The following is a 23,761-nucleotide window of genomic DNA, read 5'->3' on the forward strand; positions in this document are numbered from 1 at the left end:
GAAACGACCGCTCTGAAAGGAATCTTGAGCCATAAATAAGTATGGTAAAATGAACAATAACAATTAGAAATGAGGAACACTGAATGTCTAACCTACCAAACTGCCCAAAATGTAGCTCTGCTTATGTGTATGAGGACGGAGCTTTTCTCATTTGCCCTGAATGTGCTAATGAATGGTCCCACGAAACAGAGAGTGAATCTGACGAAAAGGTTGTAAAAGATTTCAACGGAAACATCCTTCAAGATGGTGACTCTGTATCTGTTATTAAAGACCTTAAAGTCAAAGGTACATCTTCTGTTATTAAGATCGGCACGAAAGTAAAAGGCATTCGTCTCGTTGAAGGCGATCATGATATTGATTGTAAGATCGACGGATTTGGCGCGATGAAATTGAAGTCCGAGTTTGTAAAAAAGATATAGAGATTCAGAATAACCACCATTCTTCGGTGGTTATTTTTTTCGTAAAATAATCCTACTCCTCAAGATCCTAATTGGTTAATCCTTGTCCTTCCAGTATTTAACGCCTATTTTTTCTCAAAAAAAGCTGAAGAAACATAAATAAAAAAAGGTTAACAATCGAATACTTAGGGTATTTAAAGAAAGTATGTGTGCATAAAAATTTTAAATACAAACCTTTATATTCTACTATAGTAATTATTCATAGATTGATCGCAAAAGGAGAGGCAGAATGAATATACATTTTGAACAAAAAAAGCAGCAATTAGGTATTCGGGAAATTTGGGGAAGCAAACAGCAATCCATTTCTTCTGTCTGCTTTGATTCCAGAAACGTAACCAATAACTCTTCCTTTGTCTGTATAACTGGAGAACAATTTGACGGTCACACCTTTATTGAAAGTGCTATCCAGAACGGTGCAGTTGTGGTGGCCGGTGAAAATAAGAAGGTTTTAAAAGAGGCGAGCGAAGTTTATAGAGATCGTACATTCTTACTCGTTGAAGATGCTCGCGTATTTATGGCTCAATTATCTATCCTATTTAACGAACGTATACATGAACAATTAATAACAGTTGGTATTACTGGTACGAATGGTAAAACGACGGTTGCAGCTTATGTTAGATCGTTGATGAACCTTTGTGATGTAAAATCCGGTTCGATCGGAACTACCGGTATGATTTCCTCTACAGGAAATCTGGACATAAAACAGTCAACGCCAACAACGCCTGAAGCGCCTGATCTTCATCACATTTTCAAACAGTTTGTAGAGAATGGTGATCAGCTCGCTGCGATGGAAGTTACTTCTGTTGGAATTGAACAAAAAAGAACAGCGGGCATCCATTTTGATGTTGCCATCCATACAAACTTGTCACCAGAACATCTAGAGTTTCATCATACGTTTGAAAACTACAAACAAGCGAAGCTAAAGTTGTTTAAACAAGCCAAAAAAGCGGTTGTGAACATAGATGACGAAGGTATGGGTAAAGAAATCGTTGAGTTGTTTACTGGTCCTTTGCTAACGTACAGCATGAATGAAGAGAGCGATGCGGATGTGATCGCTACGGATGTTAAGCAGGTTTCGAACGGTACTTCATTTACCTTATCACTTCACGGAAAACGTTATTCTGTCATAACACCTTTTTACGGATCTTATAATATCGCGAATCTGCTTTCTGCAATCTGTACAGGCATGCATATTGGAATACCACTAGAAAAAATGCTTCAAGTTCTTCCTGAAATGACAGGACCAGAAGGAAGATTTGAAATCATCCATAAGCAAAAACGAAAGATCATTTTGGATTACGCGCACACACCGGTTGCGTTACAAAACCTTGTAACAGAAGTGAAAAAGCTGCCATACAGTCGACTGATTGTGTTAGTCATGGGTATCGGAATAAGAGATAAAGAGAAGATGCCAAAAATGGCAGAAACGATTGAGAACCAAGCGGATGAAATCGTCGTGTCTGTCGATCATCCAGGATACAACGATCCGAGTGAGATCGTTGGTCACGTGATGAAAGGGTTCAAAAATCCTGACGCACCTAACATTCATTCAGAACTTACGCGTCATGATGCAGTGATTAAGGCATTGTCTCTGAGTGAAGAAAATGACATTGTTCTCCTCACGAGCGGCTGCATCAATGGGGCTCAAATTGTAAAAGGTGAGAAGATCCCTCACTCTGACAAAGACATCATTGCTGACTTTTTTAGAAGTAAAAAAGTGGCGAAGAGTGGGAGAATGTTTGCTTCTTCTAAGATAAGATGGGCTGCACCTAAAAAGAGAAACATTTTATAATAAAGTTAGGATAAACTTGAACCCCGTTATGGATATAGCGGGGTTTTTACTCGTTTTGTTTTCAATAAACGAAACATCGAACACGCTGTTTTTACAGTTAAGGGGCATAACCCCTGAACAACCCGGGTATTGGTTAATACTTACAAAATGTTGAGGGAGCTGACAGCGTGAATACACTTTTCTTAGTTTCTTTTTTAGTGAGTTCGATTGTGACAGGTGCGAACTCGAGCGAAATGGCTTTAAATCGGACGAGCAATGACTTAACTCAGAACGAAGAGGAAACACAGAGTTTTTCTGAGCCTATCAATACGGCAGAACAGCAAGAGGCTGTATTAAAATTCATCAATGTGGACGTGGCAGCAGTATCTACCTATGAAGTACAAGCCTTTGATTCTTTAGCTAGCGTTTCAGGTGCAAACTATACAGACGACGAAACGATGTATTTGGAGTTAGTGGAAACGACGATTCCTGCCTATGAAAAAGCAGTTTCCCAAGCAAAAACCATCGATGTTCAAGGAGAAGAATTAGTGGGTATGAAAAGGCAAATCGTAAAAGCTACCGAAACATTTTACGAAGGCTTAATTCTTCAAAGACAAGCGTTAGAACAACAAGATGAAAATCTGATGACACAGTCTAATCTGAAATTAAAAGAATACTTTCAGTTGGTAGACGCTTACCACGCAGAGATGGAGTTGTTGAGCAAGAAATACGACATCGAATATAAAGATGCTCCAAGTCAATCAGAGCAATTGGAGCAAACAGAAGAAGGAGATTTCTTGTAAATGCTAATCCAATGAATTGAGTTAGTGATAAGACATAGACTTCTAAAAGACATCATGGATAAGTTGTTTGGAGTGTAAGGTGCGAGACTCCTGGGGGATCACCGCACGCCCCCCGGAAAGCGAGCATCCTGGAGCGCAAAACAACCTCTTTCAAATCTTCTAGACATAACAAAAAAAGTGGCTACCCTGTAAAAGGATAGCTACTTTTTCTTAATGTGCCTTTGATTCACTCACTTCTTCATCTCGCACTGCAAAAACTTTCTTCGCAATCGTTAACGCGTTCAACACACGAGGAAAACCTGTATATGGGATCAAGTGCGTGATGCTCTCCACGATCTCTTCTTTTGTCAGTCCCGCCGTCAGCCCTGTATTGATATGAAGCTCCAACTGAGGCTCCGTTCCTTGTGTCACTAGAGAAGATATCGTTACAAGCGCTCTTTGTTTGTTCGTGAGTCCTGCTCGTGAATAAATCTCGCCGTACGCAAATTCAATAATGTATTTCCCTACATCAGGCGCGATATCTTGCAGGTCATCTGAGATTTTTAAGTGCGTTGAAATGTCTTTGTTATCCGTTAACGTATACTCCATTAACTTATCTAATCCATTTTGAAAACGATCTTTTTCCATGAGTAGTGCCTCCTATAATCTGTATAGGAACAACTTTATCTCACTTCAAACTATTCGTAAAATACATATAATATATCTAAAGTATGCATTATTGTTATAATTTTAGATCTTATTCGCTAAATGGTGAAAGCATATTAATAAATTCTCGAGTCGCATACGTAACGTATTTATCTTTCTTTTTTATAATACCTAGCTTATAAGGCAGTGAAGGATCAACAATCGGAATGGCTTTAATCAAATTTTGATCTACCTTTTTTGCAATTGACTCTGGAAAGATCGAAACCCCCAAGTTCTCCCCAATCATACCGCTGATAAAGTCCCACTGTGAGCTTTCATAGGATATCTTCGGATGAAAACCAGCTGTAATACACTCTTCGATTACACGATCATGTAAGGTAAATCCTTCTTTGAAGATAATAAAAGATTCATTCTCCAATTCTTTCATCATTACTTTTTCTCTACCTGCGAGCGGATGTGAGTGATGAACAAACAACATGAGCTGCTCCGTTAAGAAAGAAACAATCTCAAGTTTATCTTCATTTAAGGGCATGACGACAACCCCGAGATCTAAGAGTCCGTCATTCACTTCTCGCTGAACACGGTTCGCGCCATGCTCCACGAGCTGAATCTGTATTTCCGGATAAGAAGCTTTGAATTTCTTGATGATTTTAGGGAAAAATAAAAAGCCGATAAGCGGGGGAATTCCAATTTTGATTTTCCCTTTTTTTAAGTTCATTAAGTCGTAAAGGTTTGATGATAGGTTGTCTAAAGACTCTAGAATCATCTTGCTCTGTTCAAACACGATCTCGCCGGCTTCTGTTAGTTCGATCTGCCTGGAAGAACGATCGATCAGTTCCATCTCAAGTTCGTCTTCTAAACTTTTTACCATTTTACTAAGACTAGGCTGAGATAAATGCAGTACGGTAGAAGCTTTCGTGAAGCTTTTGTGCTTGGCCACAGCATGAAAATAGGTCAATTGTCGAATATCCATAGAGAGAACTCCATTCTATAACTTTTGTGCATACTATCTATAGTTATAATTCATTTTACTTAATAAATACACAGGAGTAAAATGTCCTTCGTGCAAAGAAAACTTTTGAAAAGTAAGTGCTAATAGATGAAAGCGCACTCTTTCTATATAAAAAAGGAGGAAAGATTTTGATTAGTATCATAATAGGTCTGGCTCTACTCATGTTTTTTGCGTACCTCGGCTGGTCGATCATCTGGGTCGCTCCAATCGTAGCGGGTATTGTTGCTCTAATGAGTGGTTTAGACTTGATGGACGCGTATACCAATACGTATATGACCGGCTTTGTAGATTTCGCAAAAGCATGGTTTCCGATCTTCTTATTAGGAGCTGTACTCGGTAAGTTGATGGAAGATACGGGAGCTGCTAAATCGGTTGCGATTCAGTTCACGAAGTTTATTGGTGAAAAACGTGCGATTCTCGGAGTTTTGGTAGCATCAGCTGTCTTAACTTACGGTGGTGTGAGTCTGTTTGTTGTTGTGTTCGCTATCTATCCGATCGCATTGGCATTGTTTAAAAAAGCAGATATCTCTAGAAGATTGATCGCACCTACGATCGTTCTTGGGGCATTCACGTTTACGATGACTGCTGTACCAGGTACACCACAGATTCAAAACTTAATTCCGATGAACACGTTTAAGACAACCCCTATGGCGGGTACCATTATCGGTATTGTAGCTACGCTGATCATGGCAGTTGGCGGCTATTTCTGGCTGAAGTTCAGAGAGAACCGTTTAACAGCAGCTGGTGAAAAGTATACAGAACCAAATAAATCAAAAGAGAATGAAGATGAAAATGAGGAGAACCTTCCAAACTGGATTCTTTCATTAGTCCCTTTAATCGTTGTAGTTATTTTACTTAATTTCTTAAAAATCGCTCCAATTCCTTCGTTGTTAGCTGGAATTCTAGCCATTCTTCTTATTAATGCAAAGCAATACAAAACGTTCATTCCTTCTATGAACGAGGGTGCTAAAGGTTCTGTTATGGCCATCATCAATACGAGTGCTGCCGTTGGATTCGGTGCGGTTGTAACGAGTGTACCGGACTTCGACAAAATCACTGATATGCTTTTAGGAATCTCAAGCAACCCGCTCGTATCTGAATCCTTAGTCGTACAGCTTTTAGCGATGATCACAGGTTCAGCATCAGGTGGTATGGGAATCGCGTTACAAGCTCTTGGCGGAACGTATTATGATTTGTCTCAGTCAACAGGCATGAGTCCTGAAGCGTTCCATAGAATGGCATCCATTGCCTCTGGAGCATCGATCCTGCCTCATAACGGAGCATTGTTAACCCTTCTTGCGGTAACACAGTTAACGCATAAAGAAACGTACAAAGATGTATTTGTAGTCGCTTTAATTATCCCTACCATTGCCGTAATCGTAGGAATCATTATGGCAAGCATGGGTATTATATAAAAACTTTTTAGGAGTGAGTCGTATGGTAGAAAATAAAGTAGTCGTTATTACAGGTTCTGCAAGTGGAATCGGATTTGAAATCGGAAAAACATTCGCAGAGAACGGAAGCAAAGTAGTCTTAACTGACCTTAATGAAGAAGGCGTTAAAAAGGCTGCAGAAGAATTAAAAGGTCTTGGACTTGAAGCAATCGGTCTTAAAGCTGACGTTACAAGTGAAGAAGACATCAAGAGCATGATCGAAACAGCTCACAAGGAATATGGCCGAGTTGACGTTCTGATCAACAACGCTGGTCTTCAGCACGTTTCACCAATCGAAGAGTTTCCAACAGCTAAATTCGAACTCATGATCAAAATCATGCTAACTGCACCATTCATCGCAACAAAGCATGTAATGCCGATCATGAAGCAACAAGGTTTCGGACGTATCATCAACATCTCATCCATCAATGGTTTGATTGGATTTGCTGGAAAAGCGGCTTATAACAGTGCGAAACATGGTGTAATCGGTCTTACAAAAGTAGCAGCATTAGAATCAGCAGCAGAAGGTGTTACAGTTAACGCGCTTTGCCCAGGTTACGTGGACACACCACTTGTTCGTGGTCAGATGGAAGACTTAGCGAAAACAAGAAACGTTTCATTAGATAAAGTCCTTGAAGAAGTTATCTATCCATTAGTTCCTCAAAAACGTCTTATGGAAGTTAGCGAGATCGCAGACTATGCGATGTTCCTATCAAGCGACAAAGCGAAAAGTGTGACTGGACAAGCAATCGTAATCGATGGCGGTTATACTGCTCAATAATCTTAGTTTTGATGAATCTCAGCCATTTTATTGGCTGGGGTTTTCTTTTTGGGTGTTGTAAGAGGCGGCCTTTATTTATCAGGGTTGAGGGTATATGGATAGAGGATAGCAGTCGATTAATGTCGACTCGTCAATATATGAGCAAAACTTGTGGAATTATAGACGAAACTAGCGGAATTAATCCTAATATTTTACGAATCAGGACCGGATTTTCCGGAATGATCTTGCCATATACCCCTTATGGTATCAACTAAAATCACCTATGAGACACGAAATGAAGCTTAAGATTTGTATACCATAGAAAAAACCGACTAGATCATCATGTTTTAGTCGGTTTTGTTCTTTTTATTCAATTTATCACCTATATAAAAGCAAGCATCACCCTAAAGTGCTTCTCTAACCACTTTCTTATAATGAAGAACAGATAGCACACCAAAGATCGAATAGAGGATCGTATACATGACCATGACGATGATCATAGGTGTCCAGAGTTCAGCTCCGAACAGGAACCAACCCGATTGTACGGCGAAATAACTGTGAAGCAAGCCGACCACTAATGGAATTCCAAAGTTAAAGAGCTGCTTATACTGAATACCTTTTAACAGGTCACTCTGCGTGTAACCTAGTTTTCGCAGAATCATATAGTTTGGCTTCTCACTTTCTCCTTCATCCATCTGTTTGAAGTAGAGGATACATCCAGAGGTGACGAGGAAAGTCAGTCCTAGGAAACCTACGATAAACATCATGAGTCCCATGTTTTTCTTTTGGTTCGTGCTGATCTCATGACGAGATTCATTGTATAGCTTTTTATACGTTTCGGTTGATTTAAACAGTTTATCTGCCTCTTCCAGTTGTTCTTTATTTTTAATGTCGACCCCAATATAGAGGCTGGATTCTTTTTGTACCTTAGGATCGATATCTTTTTGCATCTTTGTAAAAATAGCATCATCAACGATTGCGGTTGGAACACCTCCAGCTGTGAAATACCAAGATACGGGATATATATCTTCTAAGCCTACATAACGTTGAGTGAGCGTTTCGGTCTTTCCTTTTATTTTGATGGTTCCAGAATTCTTTAATGGCATAAACTTTTGAAGCAGATCGTCATAGCCAGTAAAGACCACTTCATCCCGTGAAACTTCCATGCCAGATACTGACTTTTCACTGATTAAAGGGAGTGGCATCGCTTTTGGATCGATTACGAGTTCTTCTAAGCTTCGATCAATAAGCTGTGAAGCATTCACCGTCACCTGGACCACTTCAATCGATTTTTCCGAATACGGAATATTGTTCTTCTTTAAAGCGGATTGGAACGTATCAGCGGACTCTCTATCAATGATTGAAAAGTCATGCGGAACATTTTTTTCAGCCGTTTTCTCTGCCGAATAATACGAGATATATGCAAGGCACAACAAAGCAATTGAGAGCGCTGAGACGGTCGTAATGATCATAAGCAGAAGTGCGTTCGACTTCATGCGGAACATAACCGATGCGAGAGACATCACTTCGTTGATCGATAGGTAGCCACCTTTTCGTTTTCTTATTAGGTTAAGCAGAAAACTGACAGAGCCTTTGTAAAAGAAATACGTACCTAAAATAACGGCAGCCAAAATAAAGATCATTGCTCCAAATAATTGAGGCATCGTTGTAAAATCGCCGCCAAACAGTTTGGAAGATACGATATAACCTGTCGTGATTAGAACGAGACCCACGATTCCCATCACCATCTCAAAGCGAGATAGTTTTTTCACAGTGATCTCAGTAGAAGAGGTGACACGGAATAGAGATAGTATGGTCTGCCTTTTAATGAACGTGTAGTTCATGATCATGATTAACAGATAGATCGCTGTAAAAACCAGAACGGTTTGTAGGAGTGCTTGTGGTGAAAACCTTAGAGATGCGATCGAATCTACACCAGTCGTCTTGAACAAAACGAGAATCATTAATTTTGAAAACGAAAATCCTGCAAAGATTCCGATCAAAAGAGAACCAAAGTAGAGGAATAAGTTTTCAATAGAAAGAATGCGAAAGATCTTACTTTTCGTCATCCCGATCAATTGGAACAGCCCGATTTCTTTGCTGCGTCGTTTGATAAAGATGTTGTTCGCGTAAAGCAGAAAGACGGATACGATTACAACAAGCAGGATAGAAGCGGCTCGAATCGCGGCTTCACCTTTTACTGAACCTTCAACAGCATCCATCGACGGATCATATTGAAGCGTTACAAATGCAAAATAAAGAGCAGAACTGAATACTAAAGCAAAAACATACAGGTAATAGTTTCTTAAGTTTTTCTTTAAATTGCGAAAGATGAGCTGATTAATGTTCATGTTGAACACCACCTAAAACACCTTGCGTTTTCATAATATCCTTAAAGAAACTCTGTCGATCTTGCTCTCCTTTCATAAGCTGCGTGTAGATCTGTCCGTCTTTTATAAACACCACACGGCTGCAATAGCTTGCTGCTACAGGATCATGGGTCACCATTAGGATCGTCGCTTGTCTGTTCTGATTAAGCCCGCTTAATTTGTTGAGAAGGTCAGACGCAGACTTGGAATCGAGTGCTCCGGTTGGTTCATCCGCGAAGATGATACTTGGCTCATGAATGAATGCACGCGCTGCAGATGTTCGCTGCTTCTGCCCACCTGAGATCTCGTTCGGATATTTATCTTTTATCTCAGAAATACCAAGCTCGGTTGCGACTTGCTCAAATTTCTTTTCAGCTTCCTTTTTCGGTGTTTTCGTTATCGAAAGCGGCAGCAGAATATTTTCTTTAACGGTCAATGTATCTAAAAGGTTGTAATCTTGGAAGATGAAACCAAGGTGGTTCTTTCTGAACTCTGCCAGCTGTTTTTCTTTCATAGCTGTCATCTCAAATGAGTTGATATGAATCGTACCTTCGCTCACTTGATCGATAGAGGATAGGACGTTCAACAATGTCGTTTTACCAGAGCCAGATGCTCCCATAATACTGATGAACTCACCTTTTTCAACAGAAAGATCGATGCCTTTAAGGACGTGCTGTTTATTATTTTTATTTCCATAGCTCTTATGAAGCTTAACGGCTTTCAATATACTCATGATTTTATTTACCCCTCTCTGATAGTTTCATTATAGAAAGCATTTCAGCTCTTTTCCTTCTGTTCAACGAACAAAACAGAAAAGCATGTGACACTTTCGTCACATGCCCATCGTTTGATCAAACTCATTTCTTTTTGGGAAAGCGAGCGTGACCGTTGTTCCTTCATTCCGTTTTGACCCTACAGAGAGTTGAATATGTAAAGAGTCTGCCGCTTTTTTGGCTAAATATAAGCCCATGCCGGTGGAAGCTTGATCCTGATGGTCTGTCGTTGACGTGAACCCTTTATCAAAGATACGAGGCATATCCTTTGCATCAATTCCTCGACCAAAGTCTTGAATCGATAAATAGTTTCTGTCGTTCATCTTATAAGAGTTGATGATAATCTCTGATGAATGGCTGTATTTCACAGCATTCGTTAAGATCTGGCGAATGATAAATGCTAACCATTTGGTATCACTTAAGACATGGGTGACTTCAAGGTTAAAATCAAAGCCGATCCCTTTTTGGATACACCACGACTGTAGCGTTTTAAGTTCGGAAAAAAGCAGCGTCTCAAGATCAGTCACTTCCATATAAAGATCGTTCTTAATAAAAGGAATCCTTTTTTGATGAAGCTGTTGATCGAGTAGAAGGTGGATGCGAAGCCACTCGTAGGTCAGATCTCCTTTTAATGGCGTATCGTCCATTCGCTGTATCATAAGGTGCATCGCTGTCAGCGGCGTTTTCACCTCATGAATCCAGGCTAGGAGATCGTCCTTTTCCTGTTCGATCAGTAAACGGTTCTCAGAAGCTGTTTGTTTTAAATGCTTTGTTTGTTCGGTAATGCTGTTTTTAACGATTTTTTCAAAAGGTGTAGAAGGTGATGACATATTAGAAAGATCAAAATCATTTTCTCTTTCCTCAAGCTGTTGGAAAAAAGCTGTTTCCTTCTGATACCGATAAAAAAGAAAGAGGACAAAGACAATAAGTGAAATAAAAACGATATAGCCAACAGCAGAAAGGGGGATTGCTGGATCTAGATAGGCAATCAAGAGAAGGATCAGCTGTTGTAATAAAAACAAAAATATCCAGCTGCTGCGTTCGATCAAATAGCGTTTGATCATATAGAATCCTCTTCTATTGCACGATAGCCTTGTCCGACTTTCGTCTCGATGAATTGTCCGAGTTCGATTTCCTCTAGACGTTTTCTTAAACGATTCACATTTACGGTGAGGGTATTATCACTAATGAACTTTTTATCATCCCATAAGCTGTTGATGAGATTATCACGACTTACAATCTTATTCTTCTGCTCGATTAAGAGTTTCAGAATGAACACTTCATTCTTAGTTAGTTCGACGGAACCTTTTTCGTTCGTTACGATATTCTTTTCATAATCAATTTGAGCGCCACACCACGTTTTGAGACTAACGATGTCTGTATTGTAATTATAAACACGCCGAAGAATCGCATGAATCTTTGCGATCAATACTTCAAAATGAAACGGTTTTTGGACAAAGTCGTCTGCTCCAAGCTGCATGGATAGGACCATATCGCTCGGATGATCACGCGAAGACAGAAAGATGATCGGTACATTAGAATGCGATCGAATATTTCGGCACCAATGAAATCCGTCAAACTTCGGTAGCTGAATATCGATTACAACAAGGTCAGGTTTAACCTCTGTAAACTCCTGCATCACTCGTCCAAAGTCAGTAATGCCATACACTTCATACGACCATTGGGACAATCGCTCTTTTATCTCGCTGAACAGTGTCGAATCATCTTCAATGAGCAAAATCTTAAACATCATTTATCACCACATCATTACTTGATATGTTTTTCAGTCTATAGCAAAACTTGGATATTTTCTAGGATGTGCAATTTTTTAATTGGTTTTCATATGCTTCGGAGCTCTTGAAAGTGGTTGGTTTCCACTTCAGATCGCTCGCTTTCCGCGGGGTGTGCGTTGAGCCTCCTAGCGCTTTGCGCTGTTAGGAGTCTCAACTGTCCCACTGATCCCGCAGGAGTCTCGCATCTTACGTTCCAACCAACTTCACAATGATGAAAGGAAAAGTGATGCAAATTTACAGCAGAAAAAAGATGCCTTCTGTATATAGGCATCTTTTCTAGAAAACTTATGATGTTACAACCTCACTCATCAAAGCATGGGTATTTCCTTCTGAATCCTTATAAAATACCATCCATGTCTCAGTATGCTCCATCTTAGCGGCAATATGAGGGGAGTCTAGGAAAGTTACATCTTTCTGTTTAAGGGCTTCATAAGCTTCTGTGATGTTTCCTACTTGAAAGTATATAACGGAACTTGCTCCTGCAAATTCGTCTTTTTCAGGAAGACTGAGGAGTATTCTTAGACCGTTACAATTGAAAAAAGCCATATTTTCTGTGCTGAAAAGAAGTTGTAAACCTAATACGTCCTTATAAAAGTGAATGGAGCGTTTGATATCTTGAACGGGTACAGCAACTTGTCCAACTCTTTGAATGACATTAGTCTGAATCGTCATGTGAATCTCTCCTTTATCATTTTCTTCATCATAAATGAAGGTTAAAGTAATTTCTTATCCAAAATCACCTTTTTACGATATTGAAGGGGGGAGATGCCCATATGTTGTTTAAATAATCTGCTGAATGAAACGGGGTTATTCAATCCGATTTCATAAGTAATATCAGTCATGGAGTATTCAGAAGTCTGGAGCAACGTTATGGCTTTTGCGATCCTTAACTCAGCAATATGCTGAAAGGGTGTTCTGTTGTAGATGGTTGAATAATTTCTCAACAGGTGATTAGGAGATAAACATGAGATTTCTGCAATTTTATCTAATGTAAGCTGTTTATCAAAAAAGGCTTTTATGTATTCATGTGCGATGCTGACTCGTTTATAAATTTCCTCGCGTGTTGATTTACGGACTAAATCTAACCGATCGATTTCTTTAAAAGTTTTTATTTGTTCTCTGAATAGAGTGGTCATTATGGAATGAAATTGTTCATCTAACATGTTGGAGTCAAGTGAGTATTGATTAGTCATATGTTTTAAGAGGTTCATTTGCTGAGTCAGAACCTGGCTTTGTTCATACGTTTTTTCAAAAAATGAAGCAGATGTATGATTACTAAAAGGGTTATCTAAAAGTCGGCGAGATGTATCTGACAAATTGCGGAATACATCGTTTGCAAAATCTTCTTGGAAAAAGACACAGAACGATTCTACATATTTGTGTTCTTCTATGGTTAAGGTGTAAGGACCTTGATTGAGTAGCAGATAACTTCCTTCTTCAACAGCAAAATATCCTCGGTTCGTTTTGTAATGAGCCCTTCCGTTCGAAAAGGTTTTAATAGAGAGAAGTCCCGTGCCATCCCAATGAAATTGCGCGCTCTTTGCATGAAGGATGTAATTGGATTTGCGTACGTTATTTTCAGTCATATGATTACTCCTAAAAGAGTTAGTAATAGGGAAATTATACCTTATCAATCAAGATCTACGAGAGGATTTTTAATCAATGTTCCACATGAAACAATAAATTATGGTCGCATTCATGTTAAAGTAAATATATGGAATTAATGAGAGGGTGGGATAATTTATTGAGGAATAATACAATTACAATTTCAATTCTTATACTCCTATTGTTAACAGGGTGTAGTAGAGTAACGCATAATACGGATTTGGAGAATTCCATTCAGTCTATTGTAAAAGACAAAAATAAAAGTCAGATAAACATAGACTCTTTAGCAAATTTTGAATGGGACAAGGGATATTTATTTCCACCATATACAGCAGAAGAAAGTATGGAGAAACAGATGGGCGTGAATTTTAAAGACCGTAGTAATATTTATAGCAGAGATGACATCTATCTATTAGTCTTTCTTAATAACGAAAAGGTTGTACAGTATGCGGAAATAAAACGTAACCAATCGGATTTTTCGATTGATGCTACGGAATATATTACTCCAGCAAAAGCTTTAATAAAAATTAATAGACATTGATTAAATTTAGGCAAAATAAACCGCAACAAGGTTCGTTGCGGTTTATTTTGCATGTCTGTATTTAAAACCTGCTTAACCTATCTTCGCACCCTCAAAACGAGTGGCAATTGGATTTACTTCTATTTCTATCGTTGCACCTGATGGACTCGAAGCGACTACTTGAACTTCATCGCCTCTTCTTAACTCGACGAGAGATGACGTAGCGACAATCGCATTTGGCGATGTAATCATTTCTTGATTTCCTGCAACAATCTCACCGTTTACACGGATGCCAACGAATGCAGAATAGGGTGTTCCAGTATAAATCGGCAAAAAGATACTAGCTGTAAACGTATATATTCCGTTGCTCTTTGGAACAAACGTTGATGTATCTGGATTGTATTCATTGTTGCTATCAAAAACCTCTACCGGATAGATGACTTGATTAGGTGTGGAGCCTAAAATAAATTGAAACAGGTCTTTAACCGCTTTAAAGGCAGAAACCTTTTGACAAGGCTGAACCTTTCTATGCTTGCACTCACAATCTCTTTTCATATGTGCGTACGGATTCTGATCATAATGGTAGTACATACAAACTTTCCCTCCTATTTTCACTCTAATCTAGAAAATAGATCAGAGAATAATCTAATAGATTATTACTAGTAGATTATGCGGACAAGTTGTAAGTGGTGTGTATGAATAGAGGTAGGGGAAGGTAATTTACTAGAAAGAATGAAAGAAAGCGATTAGAAAGTCCTAACCGCTGTTTAAAGGTGGCATCGCGTATTCTAGCTAATCATATTTCACAACTGGCCATTTTTCTTTGCGGAGGGAATTCATGAGTTCAGGGCTAGCATTTAAATTACTCTGCACGATTTCTTTAGGTGTTAAAGCCATCCATTGGTTCAATGAAACATCTGCAAAACGGTCACTTTTAAAAATCTCTAAAAACCATAGACTTTTATTTCCGGTATTCTGCACATAATGACCAAATGCGAACGGAACATATCCTACATCTCCCGCTCGTACGTCAAAAGTTCGTGCCGTTCCATTTCCAGCGAAAGCGGTCATCCGCCCTTGACCGGCTAAATAATATTGCCACTCATCATTATTCGGATGCCAATGCAACTCTCTCATTCCGCCAGGTTTTATTTCTACTAAAGCGGCAGCAATTCTCTGTGAGATCGGAAAATTAGTAGAGTCAACTATTCGTACGGTACCACCGGGTGTAACGAGTGGTTTTTGAGCCATTAAACGGTGCGTGAAGCTCAACGGTACAGTTCCATATGGATCAGGTACGGCTTGTGTTTCAATCGGACCGGGAACCGTAGACTGATAAATATAACGTTGTTCAGTCGGAATGTTTGCGAATGCGCTCTCCGGTATACCGAAGTTTGCTGAAAGCACCTCTTTCGGTGTATGTGCAAACCAATCTGAAATAGAGAATGTGCTCAGATCGGAGAAATTCCCATCATCGAATACGAGTAAAAACTCACAGCCTTCTTCAAGTCCTTGAATCGAATGAGGAATGCCGGGAGGGAAGTACCAAAGATCACCTTCACCAACATCGGCGATGAAATTTCTGCCGTTTTGATCAACCGAGGTAATTCGAGCACGGCCTAATATCATATAAGCCCATTCCGCTTCTTGATGCCAATGAAGCTCCCTTACACCACCTGGGGTCAGACGCATGTTTACTCCAGCAAGCGTCTTTGCGACAGGAAGCTCACGAACCGTAATCTCTCTCGACCAGCCTCCAAAATTTAATTGCATATGTGTATCAGAATAGGAAAACCGTAAATTTGGGACAGTTCCTGCATCTGTTGCAGGTGAAACTAACATATCCGGATTTTGTATATCACGCATAATGTCGCGAGGTCCTAAATCGGTCGCGCCCGCACCATCACTGCGAATCGGCTGAGGAATCTGCATTGGTCTTCGTTGCTTGTGCTCTTTTTTGTCGTTATCCATGTGATGAGCTCCTCTCTATAAGAAGGTTCAATCGTCATCTCTGTATTCATATGGAGAGGACATCTTAAACATGCAGATTACTTGAGGAGGATCTTAACAAAGAAAAAACACCTAATAAGCTTGCCGCAGCTTATAGGTGTTTCGTATGTGTGAAAATATCGTCTTGGTGGCTTTTAATGCGCTTTAATTGTGCCACGATAATGATGCTGATGATCACGAGCAAGAACCAGGAGCTGATCTTACCAATATGCACGAGTGACCAAGAGGCTTCTTGATTGGGATACTGCCAAGCTCCGAGAAACGTTGTAATGTTTTCAGCGATCCAGATAAAAAATCCGATCAACAAAAAGGAAAGAAGGATCGGCATTTTATAAACACGTTCGTTGATCGTATAATGAACAACCGTCTTATAAAAGATAGGGAATAAAAGCAGAATTAGAATCCATCTGGCATCAAATAAGTAATGATGAGTAAAAAAGTTTAAGTAGATTAGTACGCATATCCCAAAAGAAAAGAGGGGATTCGGCCAGCCCTTAATCTGAAGGTCTAACCTCCGCCAGCTTTGGCAAATATAGCTCGCAACACTTGCATACATAAAACCGCTGTAAAGAGGTACACCGTAGATCTTAGAATAAGCGTCTTCAGGATAGCTCCAGGATCCCATATGAACTTTAAATAGCTCTAGAGCAAGTCCAATCAAGTGAAAGACACAGATGACTTTTAGTTCATCTATCGTTTCAAGTTTCGTTACGATCATGGCAACTTGTGTAAGGAGACAAAGAAGGAGTATGAAATCGTATCGAGGGATGAACGGGATGCTGACGAATTTTGAAAGAGCTAACGCACCAAAGATGATGACTGGAAAGATACAAGAAAGTGCTTGTAAATAAGTGAATGTAAGAAGCGCTCTCAAATTAAACCACCCTTTTATGAGTTGATATGGAAATATATTGTATCCATAATAACCTATGGTGATCTAAATCTCATCATATAAAAAAATGTTTAGTTTAACATGAATCTGTTAGTTGACTTCGTTTACTTAAGCGCTGCATCCGCTAACGAATAAACGATCGCATCATCTGTTGGTGGATTATGAAGGCCGGCTCTTACATCTCGAAAATGCCGCTGAAGCGGATTTTGTACAGAAAGACTACGAGCCCCAACGATTCTCATCGCGAGATCAACGACCTTGTTCGCACTATTTGTTACAGAATGTTTAACGGCAGCGAGTTCTGTACCTAGATTTTGACGTTGTTCAGGGTGGTTTACCCATTTTTCAGCAACGGCATGAAGGATCGTTCTTGCTTGGAATAGCTCAAGTTCTATCTTACCAATCTTTCTTCTCACCTCTGGTACGTCTGAGATCGGTCCTGATAAAGTGTTAGGGCTATACTCTGACGCAAATTCAATCGCGTAATTCCGCGCTGCTCTTGCGATACCTAGGTACACAGCAGGCACCTGAAGATACCAGCCTTTAGGTATGAGGTTCTTCCCATCCTCTACGACTAGAAGATTTTCTTTTCGTACATAAACGTCTTTCAAAAGAAGGTCATCACTTTTTGTTCCTCTCATCGAGATGCTGTCCCATGTTTCTTTTACAAAAACCCCTTTATCACGGTGATTCACTAAGAAAAATCCTTTATGATTGGTTTCTGAGATGGTAGCTGTAATGACTGAGTAATCAAGTGCTTCTGCCATAGAAGTAAAAGCTTTACTTCCGTTGATCAGCCATCCATCTGCTTTCTTGTCTGCAGTTGTAGTAGGAATACCGCCTCGAGACGGACTTCCCGTCGCACGCTCTGTTTGTGCCAAGTTAATGAGTGCTTTCTGTTCAACAATTTTCCGGCTAAGATCAGCGAACGAGTTACCATTCCAATGCCGATTTTCTGCCGCCTCTAAAAGAGTACCGAGATGCCAGCCAAGAGAAAGAGCAGTAGGAGCATCCCCCTCAGCTAAATGCTCTTGAATGGTTAAGAATTCAACTAGATTTAATCCTTTACCACCAAATTCCTTTGGAATGGTAAGAGAAAGAAAGTCATGATTCTTAAGATCTTGAAAGTTTTCATAAGGAAAAACACCTTCTTGATCTACAAAATCTGCACGTTTCTTAAAAATTTCTTTTAGTCCTAGAGCGGTACTAACCGCTTCTTGAAAACTATTTTCCTGAATATTTTTTCTCAAAGGTATGCTCATAGTTCCCTCCTAAATTTTTTATCAGTAAATGGTTTTTTGTAATTAATCTTCAGGGATTAGTTGATTGGAGTGTAAGGTGCGAGACTCCTGCGGGACAGGTGGGCAGTCCGAAAAGTGAAAGTGGCTTGTCCAGCCCCGACAAGCAAAAGGTGAATAGACAAGGAAGGTGCTCTTTGCCTTCATGGTCTATTTAACTTTTGACCTCGAGGGGCTAGCCACTGCAACTAGACAGGTGAGACACTTAAGAGTGAAACGAACGAATGTGGCTCACCGCCTGCCCCGCGGAAAGCGAGCACCTGAAACGGAAATCAACAGCTATCATCTACTTTACTTTTAATCAAAACAAAAAAGCCCTCTTTCAAAGACGAAAGAGGACGTAGATTCCATATGCTTACACGCTCTCTCATCTATCAGACATTCAAAAAACATCTGCTGGAATTAGCACCTTTCTTTATAAAAAGCGGTTGCTGCAGGATCGTAGGACCAGTTCCTCCCCTGACTCTTGATAAGATACATTATTTAATTATTAGTCATCACTATAGAGGATAAAGCAAACCACTGTCAACTAAAAACTGATTGTTAAGAAAATTATTTTATTTCTCTAAATTCCATTGACAGTCTATTTTTATTCCTGTATATTTCGTTACTAAATTGAATAATATCGATTCCTTATCGAGAGAGGTGGAGGGACTGGCCCTTTGAAGCCTCGGCAACAACTATTTTTAGGATTGTGCCAATTCCAGCAGGCGAAAGCTTGAAAGATAAGAGGAGATCTATATACGTATGTTTATTTCACGTATTTTTTCAACCTCTTCTCATCGCTGAAGAGGTTTTTTTATTTTCTCTTGGAGCGGGTACAAAAAAATCGGTTGGAGGAAATTATTTTGGGTAAAGAAATTTTGTTAAACGCGTTTGAGATGACAAGTGCCATGCACAATTCTCATGGTCTTTGGAAGCATCCGGAGAACAAGAGACATAGAAGCTATAAAGATCTGAATTATTGGATCGACTATGCGAAGCTCTTAGAAAGAGGAAAGTTTGACGCTGTATTTTTTGCGGATGTGTTAGGGATTTATGACGTTTATAAACAAAGTAAAGCTCCTTCTATTCGTGATGGGCTTCAAGTTCCATTAAACGATCCGGCACTTCTCGTGTCGGCCATGGCAAGCGTAACAGAGAACCTGTCTTTTGCTGTGACGGTGAGCACAACCTATGAGCAGCCATTTGGCAACGCGCGTCGTTTTTCTACTTTAGACCATCTAACGAATGGGCGAATCGCATGGAATGTAGTCACTTCTTATCTGCCAAACGCGGCGAGGAATTTTGGACTGCAGAATATGATCAAGCATGATGAACGGTATAACATCGCGGATGAATATCTGGATGTTTCGTATAAGCTTTGGGAGAGCAGCTGGGAAGATGGAGCTGTTGTAGAAGATGTTGGAAACAATAAATTGGTGGATCCTGAAAAAGTTCATGAGATCAATCATGAGGGGCAATACTTCAGCGTTGAAGGACCTCACTTGAGCGAGCCTTCTTTGCAGCGGACACCTGTGATCTACCAAGCGGGAACGTCTGAGCGTGGACGAGACTTTGCGGCCAAGCATGCTGAATGTATTTTTGTAGGTGGTCCAACGCCAGAGAGAATTCGATTTTATGCTGACGATATCCGTAAGCTCGCTACAAAACACGGCCGAAATCCAGAAAACATTAAAATCTTTTCTTTTTTAAACGTGGTGGTAGGAAAAACGACTGAGGAAGCTGAGGAAAAATTCAAAGAGTATGCAAGTGTTTGGAGTGCTGATGCTGCAAAAGCTCAATATGGAGCAAGTGGATATGATATCGCGGAATATGAAGATTTAGATCCGGAACTTCCATTCTCGTACAATAAATCAACAGAAGGCGGACATTATAAGGCCGCTACGCTCACTACGGATGCTCCTAAACCGTTAACAGTGGGAGAGGTATTGAATCGCTTCGAGTCACCTGACAGAGGTAGTTTTATAGTCGGCAATCCAGAGGAGGTAGCGGATGGTATACAAAAGCAGTTCGAAGAGTCTGGGGTGGATGGTTTCAACCTTAATCACCTCGTAACACCAGGAGACTTAGAAGCTTTTGTGGAGCTTGTTGTACCTGTTCTTCAAGAAAGAGGACTCTATAAAAAAGAGTACAACAGTGGCACGCTTCGTGAAAAACTATTCTCACCCGGACAGCCGCTGCTGCCAAACGATCATCCTGCAGCTAGATTTAGACCGGTGCTAACGGAAAGTAAATAAATAGAGAGTGAGTGAGGAGAGAAAACATATGAAACGATTTAACATATTTCTTACAGCAGCTTTATTAATCGGCATTTTAGCGGGATGTGGCGCTTCGGGTGAAAAAGAAAGTAAAGAGATTACGCTCGGCGCAACTGTGCCTTACAGCGATATGCTTGAAAAAGGCGTAAAGCCATACCTAGAGAAAAAAGGATACAGCGTTGAAGTGAAAGAGTTTAATGATTATGTACAACCGAACATCTCTTTAAAGAGCGGTTCGCTAGATGCAAACCTGTTTCAGCATAAAGTGTACATGGACGCTTTTTCAGAAGAGAATGATATGAAACTAGCTTCAGTTGTTACCGTACCCACTGCACCAATCGGTATCTATTCAAAAAAATTCAAGTCTATAGACGAGATCAAGCCTGGAAGTACGGTTTCACTAGCCAATGATCCTACGAATTTAGCAAGAGGACTTACTGTTTTGAGAGACAATGGACTAATTGAGATCGATTCTTCAGCAAACCCGTTAAGAGTCTCAGAAAAAGATGTGACAAAAAATCCAAAGAACTTGAAGTTCCAGCCTGTTGAAGCTGCTCAAACTCCAAGAACTCTAGACTCGGTAGATCTAGCTGCGGTAAACGGAAATTTTGCAATATCGTCGGGTCTAGATCTAAAGGATGCACTCGTAAAAGATAAACTTCCAGAGAAGATCATCAATCGAATCGTTGTACTAGAGAAAGATAAGAATTCACAGCTAGCAAAAGATCTTAAAGATGCAGTAGAATCCGACTCGTTCAAAAAGGTCATACAAAGTGATTTTGAAGAGTTTCATAAGCCAGATTGGATGAACAAGTAACTCCATAAAAAATCAGCTTATTATTTCGTGGAAAAGCTGTACGAAAGCCGTTACCAACTCTCTTAAATGCTCATAGAATACGTTATGTTGACTCAAGGGGGGATTAATATGAGTAACTGCCCGCACTGTGGCCTTTTCCGATATGATTTAAGTGGCTGTATCTGCTCTGATAAAGATTTTAATAGTGATTGGAATCAAAGATACATTGAAGAAATTTTCAATCCAAACAACAATCAGGTGAATGGATCTAAAAAGACGAGACGTCAGAATCTCTTAGATCTGTAAGAACAAAAAAGACTTATTTATTCTTACTATAAACGTTAAAAAGCCGACTTATGATTTTCGCTTCGTTAAATCATAAGTTGGCTTTTTTAAATAGACCATGAAGGTAAAGAGCACCTTCTATTCACCTTGCCTCGAGGGGCTAGTCACTGCAACTAGGCAGGAGGCTCACCGTTCGGCCCATGGAAAGCGAGCAACCTGGAGCGTAAATCAATTACTGTCAACGAGCATCCAAGAATACGATAACAATACAAAAAGCAGACCTTACAAAGAAGATCTGCTTAATTATTATCCATTACTTAGCGAAGCGATGGAGGAGTAGCGAGCTTTCTAACACTAGAATTAGAATAAACTCCATTTGTTTGGTTAGAAGTAGGCATTGAAAGATCCTTTTGAATGACGATACTAGAACCAAGTTGACCTTGTACCTTAAAGCCCCAATGCTGGAAGGTTTTTAGTGCATCCGTGTTCTCTTCATCAACTGTACCAAAAACAGTACGAATCCCTTGTTTCATAAGGTGACTCTCAAATACGGGAAGAAATGAGGTAGCGATCCCTTTTCCTTGATGCTTCGTATCTAACACAACATAATCCACAAAAATCGTAGGGCCGATTCTGAATCGATAACATACAAAACCAATAATCGTGTCATTGCTATCACAGACAATCATGACCTCGTTGGCCATTTTTATAATCATTTCAATCACGTTTTTACGGACTTGAAAGTTACTTACTACCATATCAACTAAAAAAGGATCATCCTTACCAGGTACCCGTTTGCGAATATACAATTATATTCCCCCTTATATTACTTTACGAAGGGAAGATATAAAGAAATAAATAAAAGATGATTCACTTCAGAAACACATAGGTTACATTAGAACATAACTATTATTTATTAAAAATCCCCCTTGCTTGTACTATATGTGCTTGTCCTTGAAAGGGGTCTGGATACCGTCCTAATTCTGGTGAAAAAGGCTCTATGTAACATAGTGTTCTTAAAACATATAAAAGCCGAAGAGAGTCTCCGGCTTTTTACTTACTTATGCTGCTTGTTTCTTACCTTTTTTTCTTTTCTTAAATCCTAATAGGCTACCGATTAAGCTCACTATAGACACCCCCTTCTATAAGCGAACTGTTGAGAAAAAGAACAATCAGTCATGTTTTCTTCTCTACTCTATCTTACGCAAGCTTGTCTCAATGGTTTGGACGATTCTAAAAAATGGATGCTAAAAAAAATACATTTACAAATACATACAGAGATTCGTTTATAATTTAAGAACTAGCATGAAAAAGGAGTACAGTTTATGAATGTTGAGCGCGAGCAACGAAAACAGATATTCAGAGTTTTGGAATATATTGAAGAGCATGTAGAGGATTCTTTATCTTTAGAAAAACTGGCTGGCATCTCTACTTATTCTCCTTTTCACTTTCAACGGATTTTTAAAAGTATCGTTGGTGAAACACCAGCTGCCTATGTGAAAAGATTTCGATTGGAGAACGCGGCACATCGATTGATCTATGAATCCTATATCCCCATCACGCAGATTGCGATGTTGTGTGGATTCTCTTCCTTATCGTATTTCACGTATTCTTTCCAATCTTATTTCAAAACGAGCCCGAAAAACTGGAGAGAAGGAGCTTATCTCCAGCAATTTCCTCGGGAATATGAAGATAGCAAGAAATCTAAACAAGTTCGCAACCCATCGAAAGAAAAAGAGGAGAATGCTCCTTATAATGAGTTTAAATGGCTAGATTTATCTAAAATAAGAATTGAAACTTTTCCAAACAGCGCTACGATTAAAGGTCACCACTTTGGGATGTACACGAGTGGGGTTTCTGAAGCTTGGGAAGAAGTTCATAAATGGTGTGAATCAAGAAATCTGATTGATTCACATACGTTGTTTCTCGGCGTACCGCGAAACAATCCATACATCACGCCTCCTGACAAATGCCGTTATGATTGTCATATTACGATCAGTGAATCAATAGCTGATTCTATCGCGTCTGATGATACATCCAAGTTTGTTGGTGGAAAGCATGTAGTATATGAATTTGATGAACCTGTCGATTATTCAGAACGCAATCTGATAATTGACTGCTACTCTGAACTGTATAGCTATTGGCTTCCAAGAAGCGGGTTTAAATATTTAAGTAATCCAGTAGAAGTCATAGAGATCCAACAGGACGGAGACACGTTAAAAAGGGAAAGTAAGATTAAAGCGATTGCCCTAGCCATTGAACCAAAATAACGAGGGG

The 23,761-nt window shown here is 39.6% G+C and carries 23 protein-coding genes and 2 riboswitches; of the genes, 10 read left to right on the forward strand and 13 right to left on the reverse strand.

The features are described from left to right. The first annotated feature begins 83 nt into the window (after nucleotides 1-83). The 3 genes from IHV10_RS18230 (at nucleotide 84) to IHV10_RS18240 (ending at nucleotide 3,032) form a co-directional block, all read left to right on the forward strand. Entirely contained in the window at nucleotides 84-419 is a 336-nt protein-coding gene (locus IHV10_RS18230) for a zinc ribbon domain-containing protein YjdM (RefSeq protein ID WP_197132810.1), read from the forward strand. A 268-nt stretch (nucleotides 420-687) separates the two neighbouring features. Beyond that, nucleotides 688-2,250 carry a UDP-N-acetylmuramoyl-L-alanyl-D-glutamate--2,6-diaminopimelate ligase gene (locus tag IHV10_RS18235; RefSeq protein ID WP_197132813.1) on the forward strand — a complete coding sequence of 521 codons (1,563 nt, stop codon included), beginning with the start codon at nucleotides 688-690 and terminating at the stop codon, nucleotides 2,248-2,250. A 167-nt stretch (nucleotides 2,251-2,417) separates the two neighbouring features. After that, complete coding sequence (locus IHV10_RS18240; protein ID WP_197132816.1) at nucleotides 2,418-3,032, forward strand: hypothetical protein; 615 nt, start codon at nucleotides 2,418-2,420, stop codon at nucleotides 3,030-3,032. 210 nt (nucleotides 3,033-3,242) lie between these two features. On the opposite strand, the gene IHV10_RS18245 is transcribed toward IHV10_RS18240, so the two are convergent. Continuing rightward, complete coding sequence (locus tag IHV10_RS18245; RefSeq protein WP_197132819.1) at nucleotides 3,243-3,659, reverse strand: carboxymuconolactone decarboxylase family protein; 417 nt, start codon at nucleotides 3,657-3,659, stop codon at nucleotides 3,243-3,245. Nucleotides 3,660-3,768: 109 nt separating this feature from the next. After that, nucleotides 3,769-4,650, reverse strand: coding sequence for a LysR family transcriptional regulator (locus IHV10_RS18250; RefSeq protein WP_197132822.1), 882 nt, complete (start codon nucleotides 4,648-4,650; stop codon nucleotides 3,769-3,771). Between the two features lie 167 nt (nucleotides 4,651-4,817). Here IHV10_RS18250 and IHV10_RS18255 point away from each other — a divergent pair, with 167 nt between their 5' ends. Together IHV10_RS18255 and IHV10_RS18260 are read left to right on the forward strand one after the other, a co-directional pair. Continuing rightward, nucleotides 4,818-6,104 (forward strand): GntP family permease, encoded by a 1,287-nt coding sequence (locus IHV10_RS18255; protein ID WP_197132824.1) that lies wholly within the window; start codon nucleotides 4,818-4,820, stop codon nucleotides 6,102-6,104. A 22-nt stretch (nucleotides 6,105-6,126) separates the two neighbouring features. After that, entirely contained in the window at nucleotides 6,127-6,903 is a 777-nt protein-coding gene (locus IHV10_RS18260) for a 3-hydroxybutyrate dehydrogenase (protein WP_137791278.1), read from the forward strand. Nucleotides 6,904-7,286: 383 nt separating this feature from the next. Here IHV10_RS18260 and IHV10_RS18265 read toward each other — a convergent pair whose 3' ends face one another. The 6 genes from IHV10_RS18265 to IHV10_RS18290 all read right to left on the reverse strand — a co-directional run bounded on the left by IHV10_RS18265 (nucleotide 7,287) and on the right by IHV10_RS18290 (nucleotide 13,403). Next, nucleotides 7,287-9,233, reverse strand: coding sequence for an ABC transporter permease (locus IHV10_RS18265; RefSeq protein WP_197132826.1), 1,947 nt, complete (start codon nucleotides 9,231-9,233; stop codon nucleotides 7,287-7,289). Beyond that, a complete protein-coding gene (locus IHV10_RS18270; protein WP_197132828.1) occupies nucleotides 9,223-9,984 on the reverse strand; it encodes an ABC transporter ATP-binding protein in 762 nt (253 codons plus the stop codon). Before IHV10_RS18270 ends, IHV10_RS18265 begins: the two co-directional genes overlap by 11 nt. Before the next feature lie 99 nt (nucleotides 9,985-10,083). Then, entirely contained in the window at nucleotides 10,084-11,088 is a 1,005-nt protein-coding gene (locus IHV10_RS18275) for a sensor histidine kinase (protein ID WP_197132830.1), read from the reverse strand. Continuing rightward, nucleotides 11,085-11,774 (reverse strand): response regulator transcription factor, encoded by a 690-nt coding sequence (locus IHV10_RS18280; protein WP_197133092.1) that lies wholly within the window; start codon nucleotides 11,772-11,774, stop codon nucleotides 11,085-11,087. The genes IHV10_RS18275 and IHV10_RS18280 overlap by 4 nt, the downstream gene beginning before the upstream one ends. 328 nt (nucleotides 11,775-12,102) lie before the next feature. Continuing rightward, on the reverse strand, nucleotides 12,103-12,483 hold the full coding sequence (locus IHV10_RS18285) for a VOC family protein (protein WP_197133095.1): 381 nt from the start codon (nucleotides 12,481-12,483) through the stop codon (nucleotides 12,103-12,105). Nucleotides 12,484-12,530: 47 nt separating this feature from the next. Next, complete coding sequence (locus IHV10_RS18290) at nucleotides 12,531-13,403, reverse strand: helix-turn-helix domain-containing protein (protein WP_197132832.1); 873 nt, start codon at nucleotides 13,401-13,403, stop codon at nucleotides 12,531-12,533. A 158-nt stretch (nucleotides 13,404-13,561) separates the two neighbouring features. On the opposite strand from IHV10_RS18290, the gene IHV10_RS18295 reads away from it, so the two are divergent. Further along, nucleotides 13,562-13,963, forward strand: coding sequence for a hypothetical protein (locus tag IHV10_RS18295; protein WP_231619616.1), 402 nt, complete (start codon nucleotides 13,562-13,564; stop codon nucleotides 13,961-13,963). Nucleotides 13,964-14,035: 72 nt separating this feature from the next. Here IHV10_RS18295 and IHV10_RS18300 read toward each other — a convergent pair whose 3' ends face one another. The 4 genes from IHV10_RS18300 to IHV10_RS18315 all read right to left on the reverse strand — a co-directional run bounded on the left by IHV10_RS18300 (nucleotide 14,036) and on the right by IHV10_RS18315 (nucleotide 18,106). Further along, nucleotides 14,036-14,533, reverse strand: coding sequence for a C1q-like domain-containing protein (locus IHV10_RS18300; RefSeq protein WP_197132834.1), 498 nt, complete (start codon nucleotides 14,531-14,533; stop codon nucleotides 14,036-14,038). Between the two features lie 201 nt (nucleotides 14,534-14,734). Beyond that, complete coding sequence (locus IHV10_RS18305; RefSeq protein WP_305069423.1) at nucleotides 14,735-15,913, reverse strand: oxalate decarboxylase family bicupin; 1,179 nt, start codon at nucleotides 15,911-15,913, stop codon at nucleotides 14,735-14,737. 130 nt (nucleotides 15,914-16,043) lie between these two features. Beyond that, nucleotides 16,044-16,826, reverse strand: coding sequence for a DUF817 domain-containing protein (locus IHV10_RS18310; protein WP_231619617.1), 783 nt, complete (start codon nucleotides 16,824-16,826; stop codon nucleotides 16,044-16,046). Nucleotides 16,827-16,948: 122 nt separating this feature from the next. Further along, nucleotides 16,949-18,106 (reverse strand): acyl-CoA dehydrogenase family protein, encoded by a 1,158-nt coding sequence (locus IHV10_RS18315; RefSeq protein WP_197132836.1) that lies wholly within the window; start codon nucleotides 18,104-18,106, stop codon nucleotides 16,949-16,951. 400 nt (nucleotides 18,107-18,506) lie between these two features. Continuing rightward, nucleotides 18,507-18,618: riboswitch (SAM riboswitch) on the reverse strand. A 154-nt stretch (nucleotides 18,619-18,772) separates the two neighbouring features. Next, nucleotides 18,773-18,874: riboswitch (SAM riboswitch) on the forward strand. A 116-nt stretch (nucleotides 18,875-18,990) separates the two neighbouring features. Here IHV10_RS18315 and IHV10_RS18320 point away from each other — a divergent pair. From IHV10_RS18320 to IHV10_RS18330, 3 genes are all read left to right on the forward strand, one after another. Beyond that, nucleotides 18,991-20,382 (forward strand): LLM class flavin-dependent oxidoreductase, encoded by a 1,392-nt coding sequence (locus IHV10_RS18320; protein WP_197132839.1) that lies wholly within the window; start codon nucleotides 18,991-18,993, stop codon nucleotides 20,380-20,382. A gap of 28 nt (nucleotides 20,383-20,410) precedes the next feature. After that, on the forward strand, nucleotides 20,411-21,220 hold the full coding sequence (locus IHV10_RS18325; protein ID WP_197132842.1) for a MetQ/NlpA family ABC transporter substrate-binding protein: 810 nt from the start codon (nucleotides 20,411-20,413) through the stop codon (nucleotides 21,218-21,220). Nucleotides 21,221-21,328: 108 nt separating this feature from the next. Beyond that, complete coding sequence (locus IHV10_RS18330) at nucleotides 21,329-21,505, forward strand: hypothetical protein (protein WP_197132846.1); 177 nt, start codon at nucleotides 21,329-21,331, stop codon at nucleotides 21,503-21,505. A 296-nt stretch (nucleotides 21,506-21,801) separates the two neighbouring features. Here the strand turns inward: IHV10_RS18330 and IHV10_RS18335 are convergent, their stop codons facing one another. Further along, a complete protein-coding gene (locus IHV10_RS18335; RefSeq protein WP_197132848.1) occupies nucleotides 21,802-22,293 on the reverse strand; it encodes a GNAT family N-acetyltransferase in 492 nt (163 codons plus the stop codon). Between the two features lie 516 nt (nucleotides 22,294-22,809). Between IHV10_RS18335 and IHV10_RS18340 the strand changes: the two genes are divergently transcribed. Then, nucleotides 22,810-23,754 carry an AraC family transcriptional regulator gene (locus IHV10_RS18340; RefSeq protein WP_197132850.1) on the forward strand — a complete coding sequence of 315 codons (945 nt, stop codon included), beginning with the start codon at nucleotides 22,810-22,812 and terminating at the stop codon, nucleotides 23,752-23,754. The last annotated feature ends 7 nt before the right edge of the window (nucleotides 23,755-23,761 follow it).

Source organism: Fictibacillus sp. 5RED26 (assembly GCF_015903895.1).
GTDB lineage: Bacteria > Bacillota > Bacilli > Bacillales > Fictibacillaceae > Fictibacillus > Fictibacillus phosphorivorans.

Bases quoted from the DNA above. Each gene is read 5' to 3' on its own strand.
- IHV10_RS18300 (WP_197132834.1), bottom strand. From the start codon at position 14,533: ATGTACTACCATTATGATCAGAATCCGTACGCACATATGAAAAGAGAT.
- IHV10_RS18275 (WP_197132830.1), bottom strand. From the start codon at position 11,088: ATGATCAAACGCTATTTGATCGAACGCAGCAGCTGGATATTTTTGTTT.
- IHV10_RS18265 (WP_197132826.1), bottom strand. From the start codon at position 9,233: ATGAACATTAATCAGCTCATCTTTCGCAATTTAAAGAAAAACTTAAGA.
- IHV10_RS18325 (WP_197132842.1), top strand. From the start codon at position 20,411: ATGAAACGATTTAACATATTTCTTACAGCAGCTTTATTAATCGGCATT.
- IHV10_RS18250 (WP_197132822.1), bottom strand. From the start codon at position 4,650: ATGGATATTCGACAATTGACCTATTTTCATGCTGTGGCCAAGCACAAA.
- IHV10_RS18245 (WP_197132819.1), bottom strand. From the start codon at position 3,659: ATGGAAAAAGATCGTTTTCAAAATGGATTAGATAAGTTAATGGAGTAT.
- IHV10_RS18260 (WP_137791278.1), top strand. From the start codon at position 6,127: ATGGTAGAAAATAAAGTAGTCGTTATTACAGGTTCTGCAAGTGGAATC.
- IHV10_RS18235 (WP_197132813.1), top strand. From the start codon at position 688: ATGAATATACATTTTGAACAAAAAAAGCAGCAATTAGGTATTCGGGAA.
- IHV10_RS18340 (WP_197132850.1), top strand. From the start codon at position 22,810: ATGAATGTTGAGCGCGAGCAACGAAAACAGATATTCAGAGTTTTGGAA.
- IHV10_RS18290 (WP_197132832.1), bottom strand. From the start codon at position 13,403: ATGACTGAAAATAACGTACGCAAATCCAATTACATCCTTCATGCAAAG.
- IHV10_RS18230 (WP_197132810.1), top strand. From the start codon at position 84: ATGTCTAACCTACCAAACTGCCCAAAATGTAGCTCTGCTTATGTGTAT.
- IHV10_RS18330 (WP_197132846.1), top strand. From the start codon at position 21,329: ATGAGTAACTGCCCGCACTGTGGCCTTTTCCGATATGATTTAAGTGGC.
- IHV10_RS18270 (WP_197132828.1), bottom strand. From the start codon at position 9,984: ATGAGTATATTGAAAGCCGTTAAGCTTCATAAGAGCTATGGAAATAAA.
- IHV10_RS18315 (WP_197132836.1), bottom strand. From the start codon at position 18,106: ATGAGCATACCTTTGAGAAAAAATATTCAGGAAAATAGTTTTCAAGAA.
- IHV10_RS18280 (WP_197133092.1), bottom strand. From the start codon at position 11,774: ATGTTTAAGATTTTGCTCATTGAAGATGATTCGACACTGTTCAGCGAG.
- IHV10_RS18305 (WP_305069423.1), bottom strand. From the start codon at position 15,913: ATGGATAACGACAAAAAAGAGCACAAGCAACGAAGACCAATGCAGATT.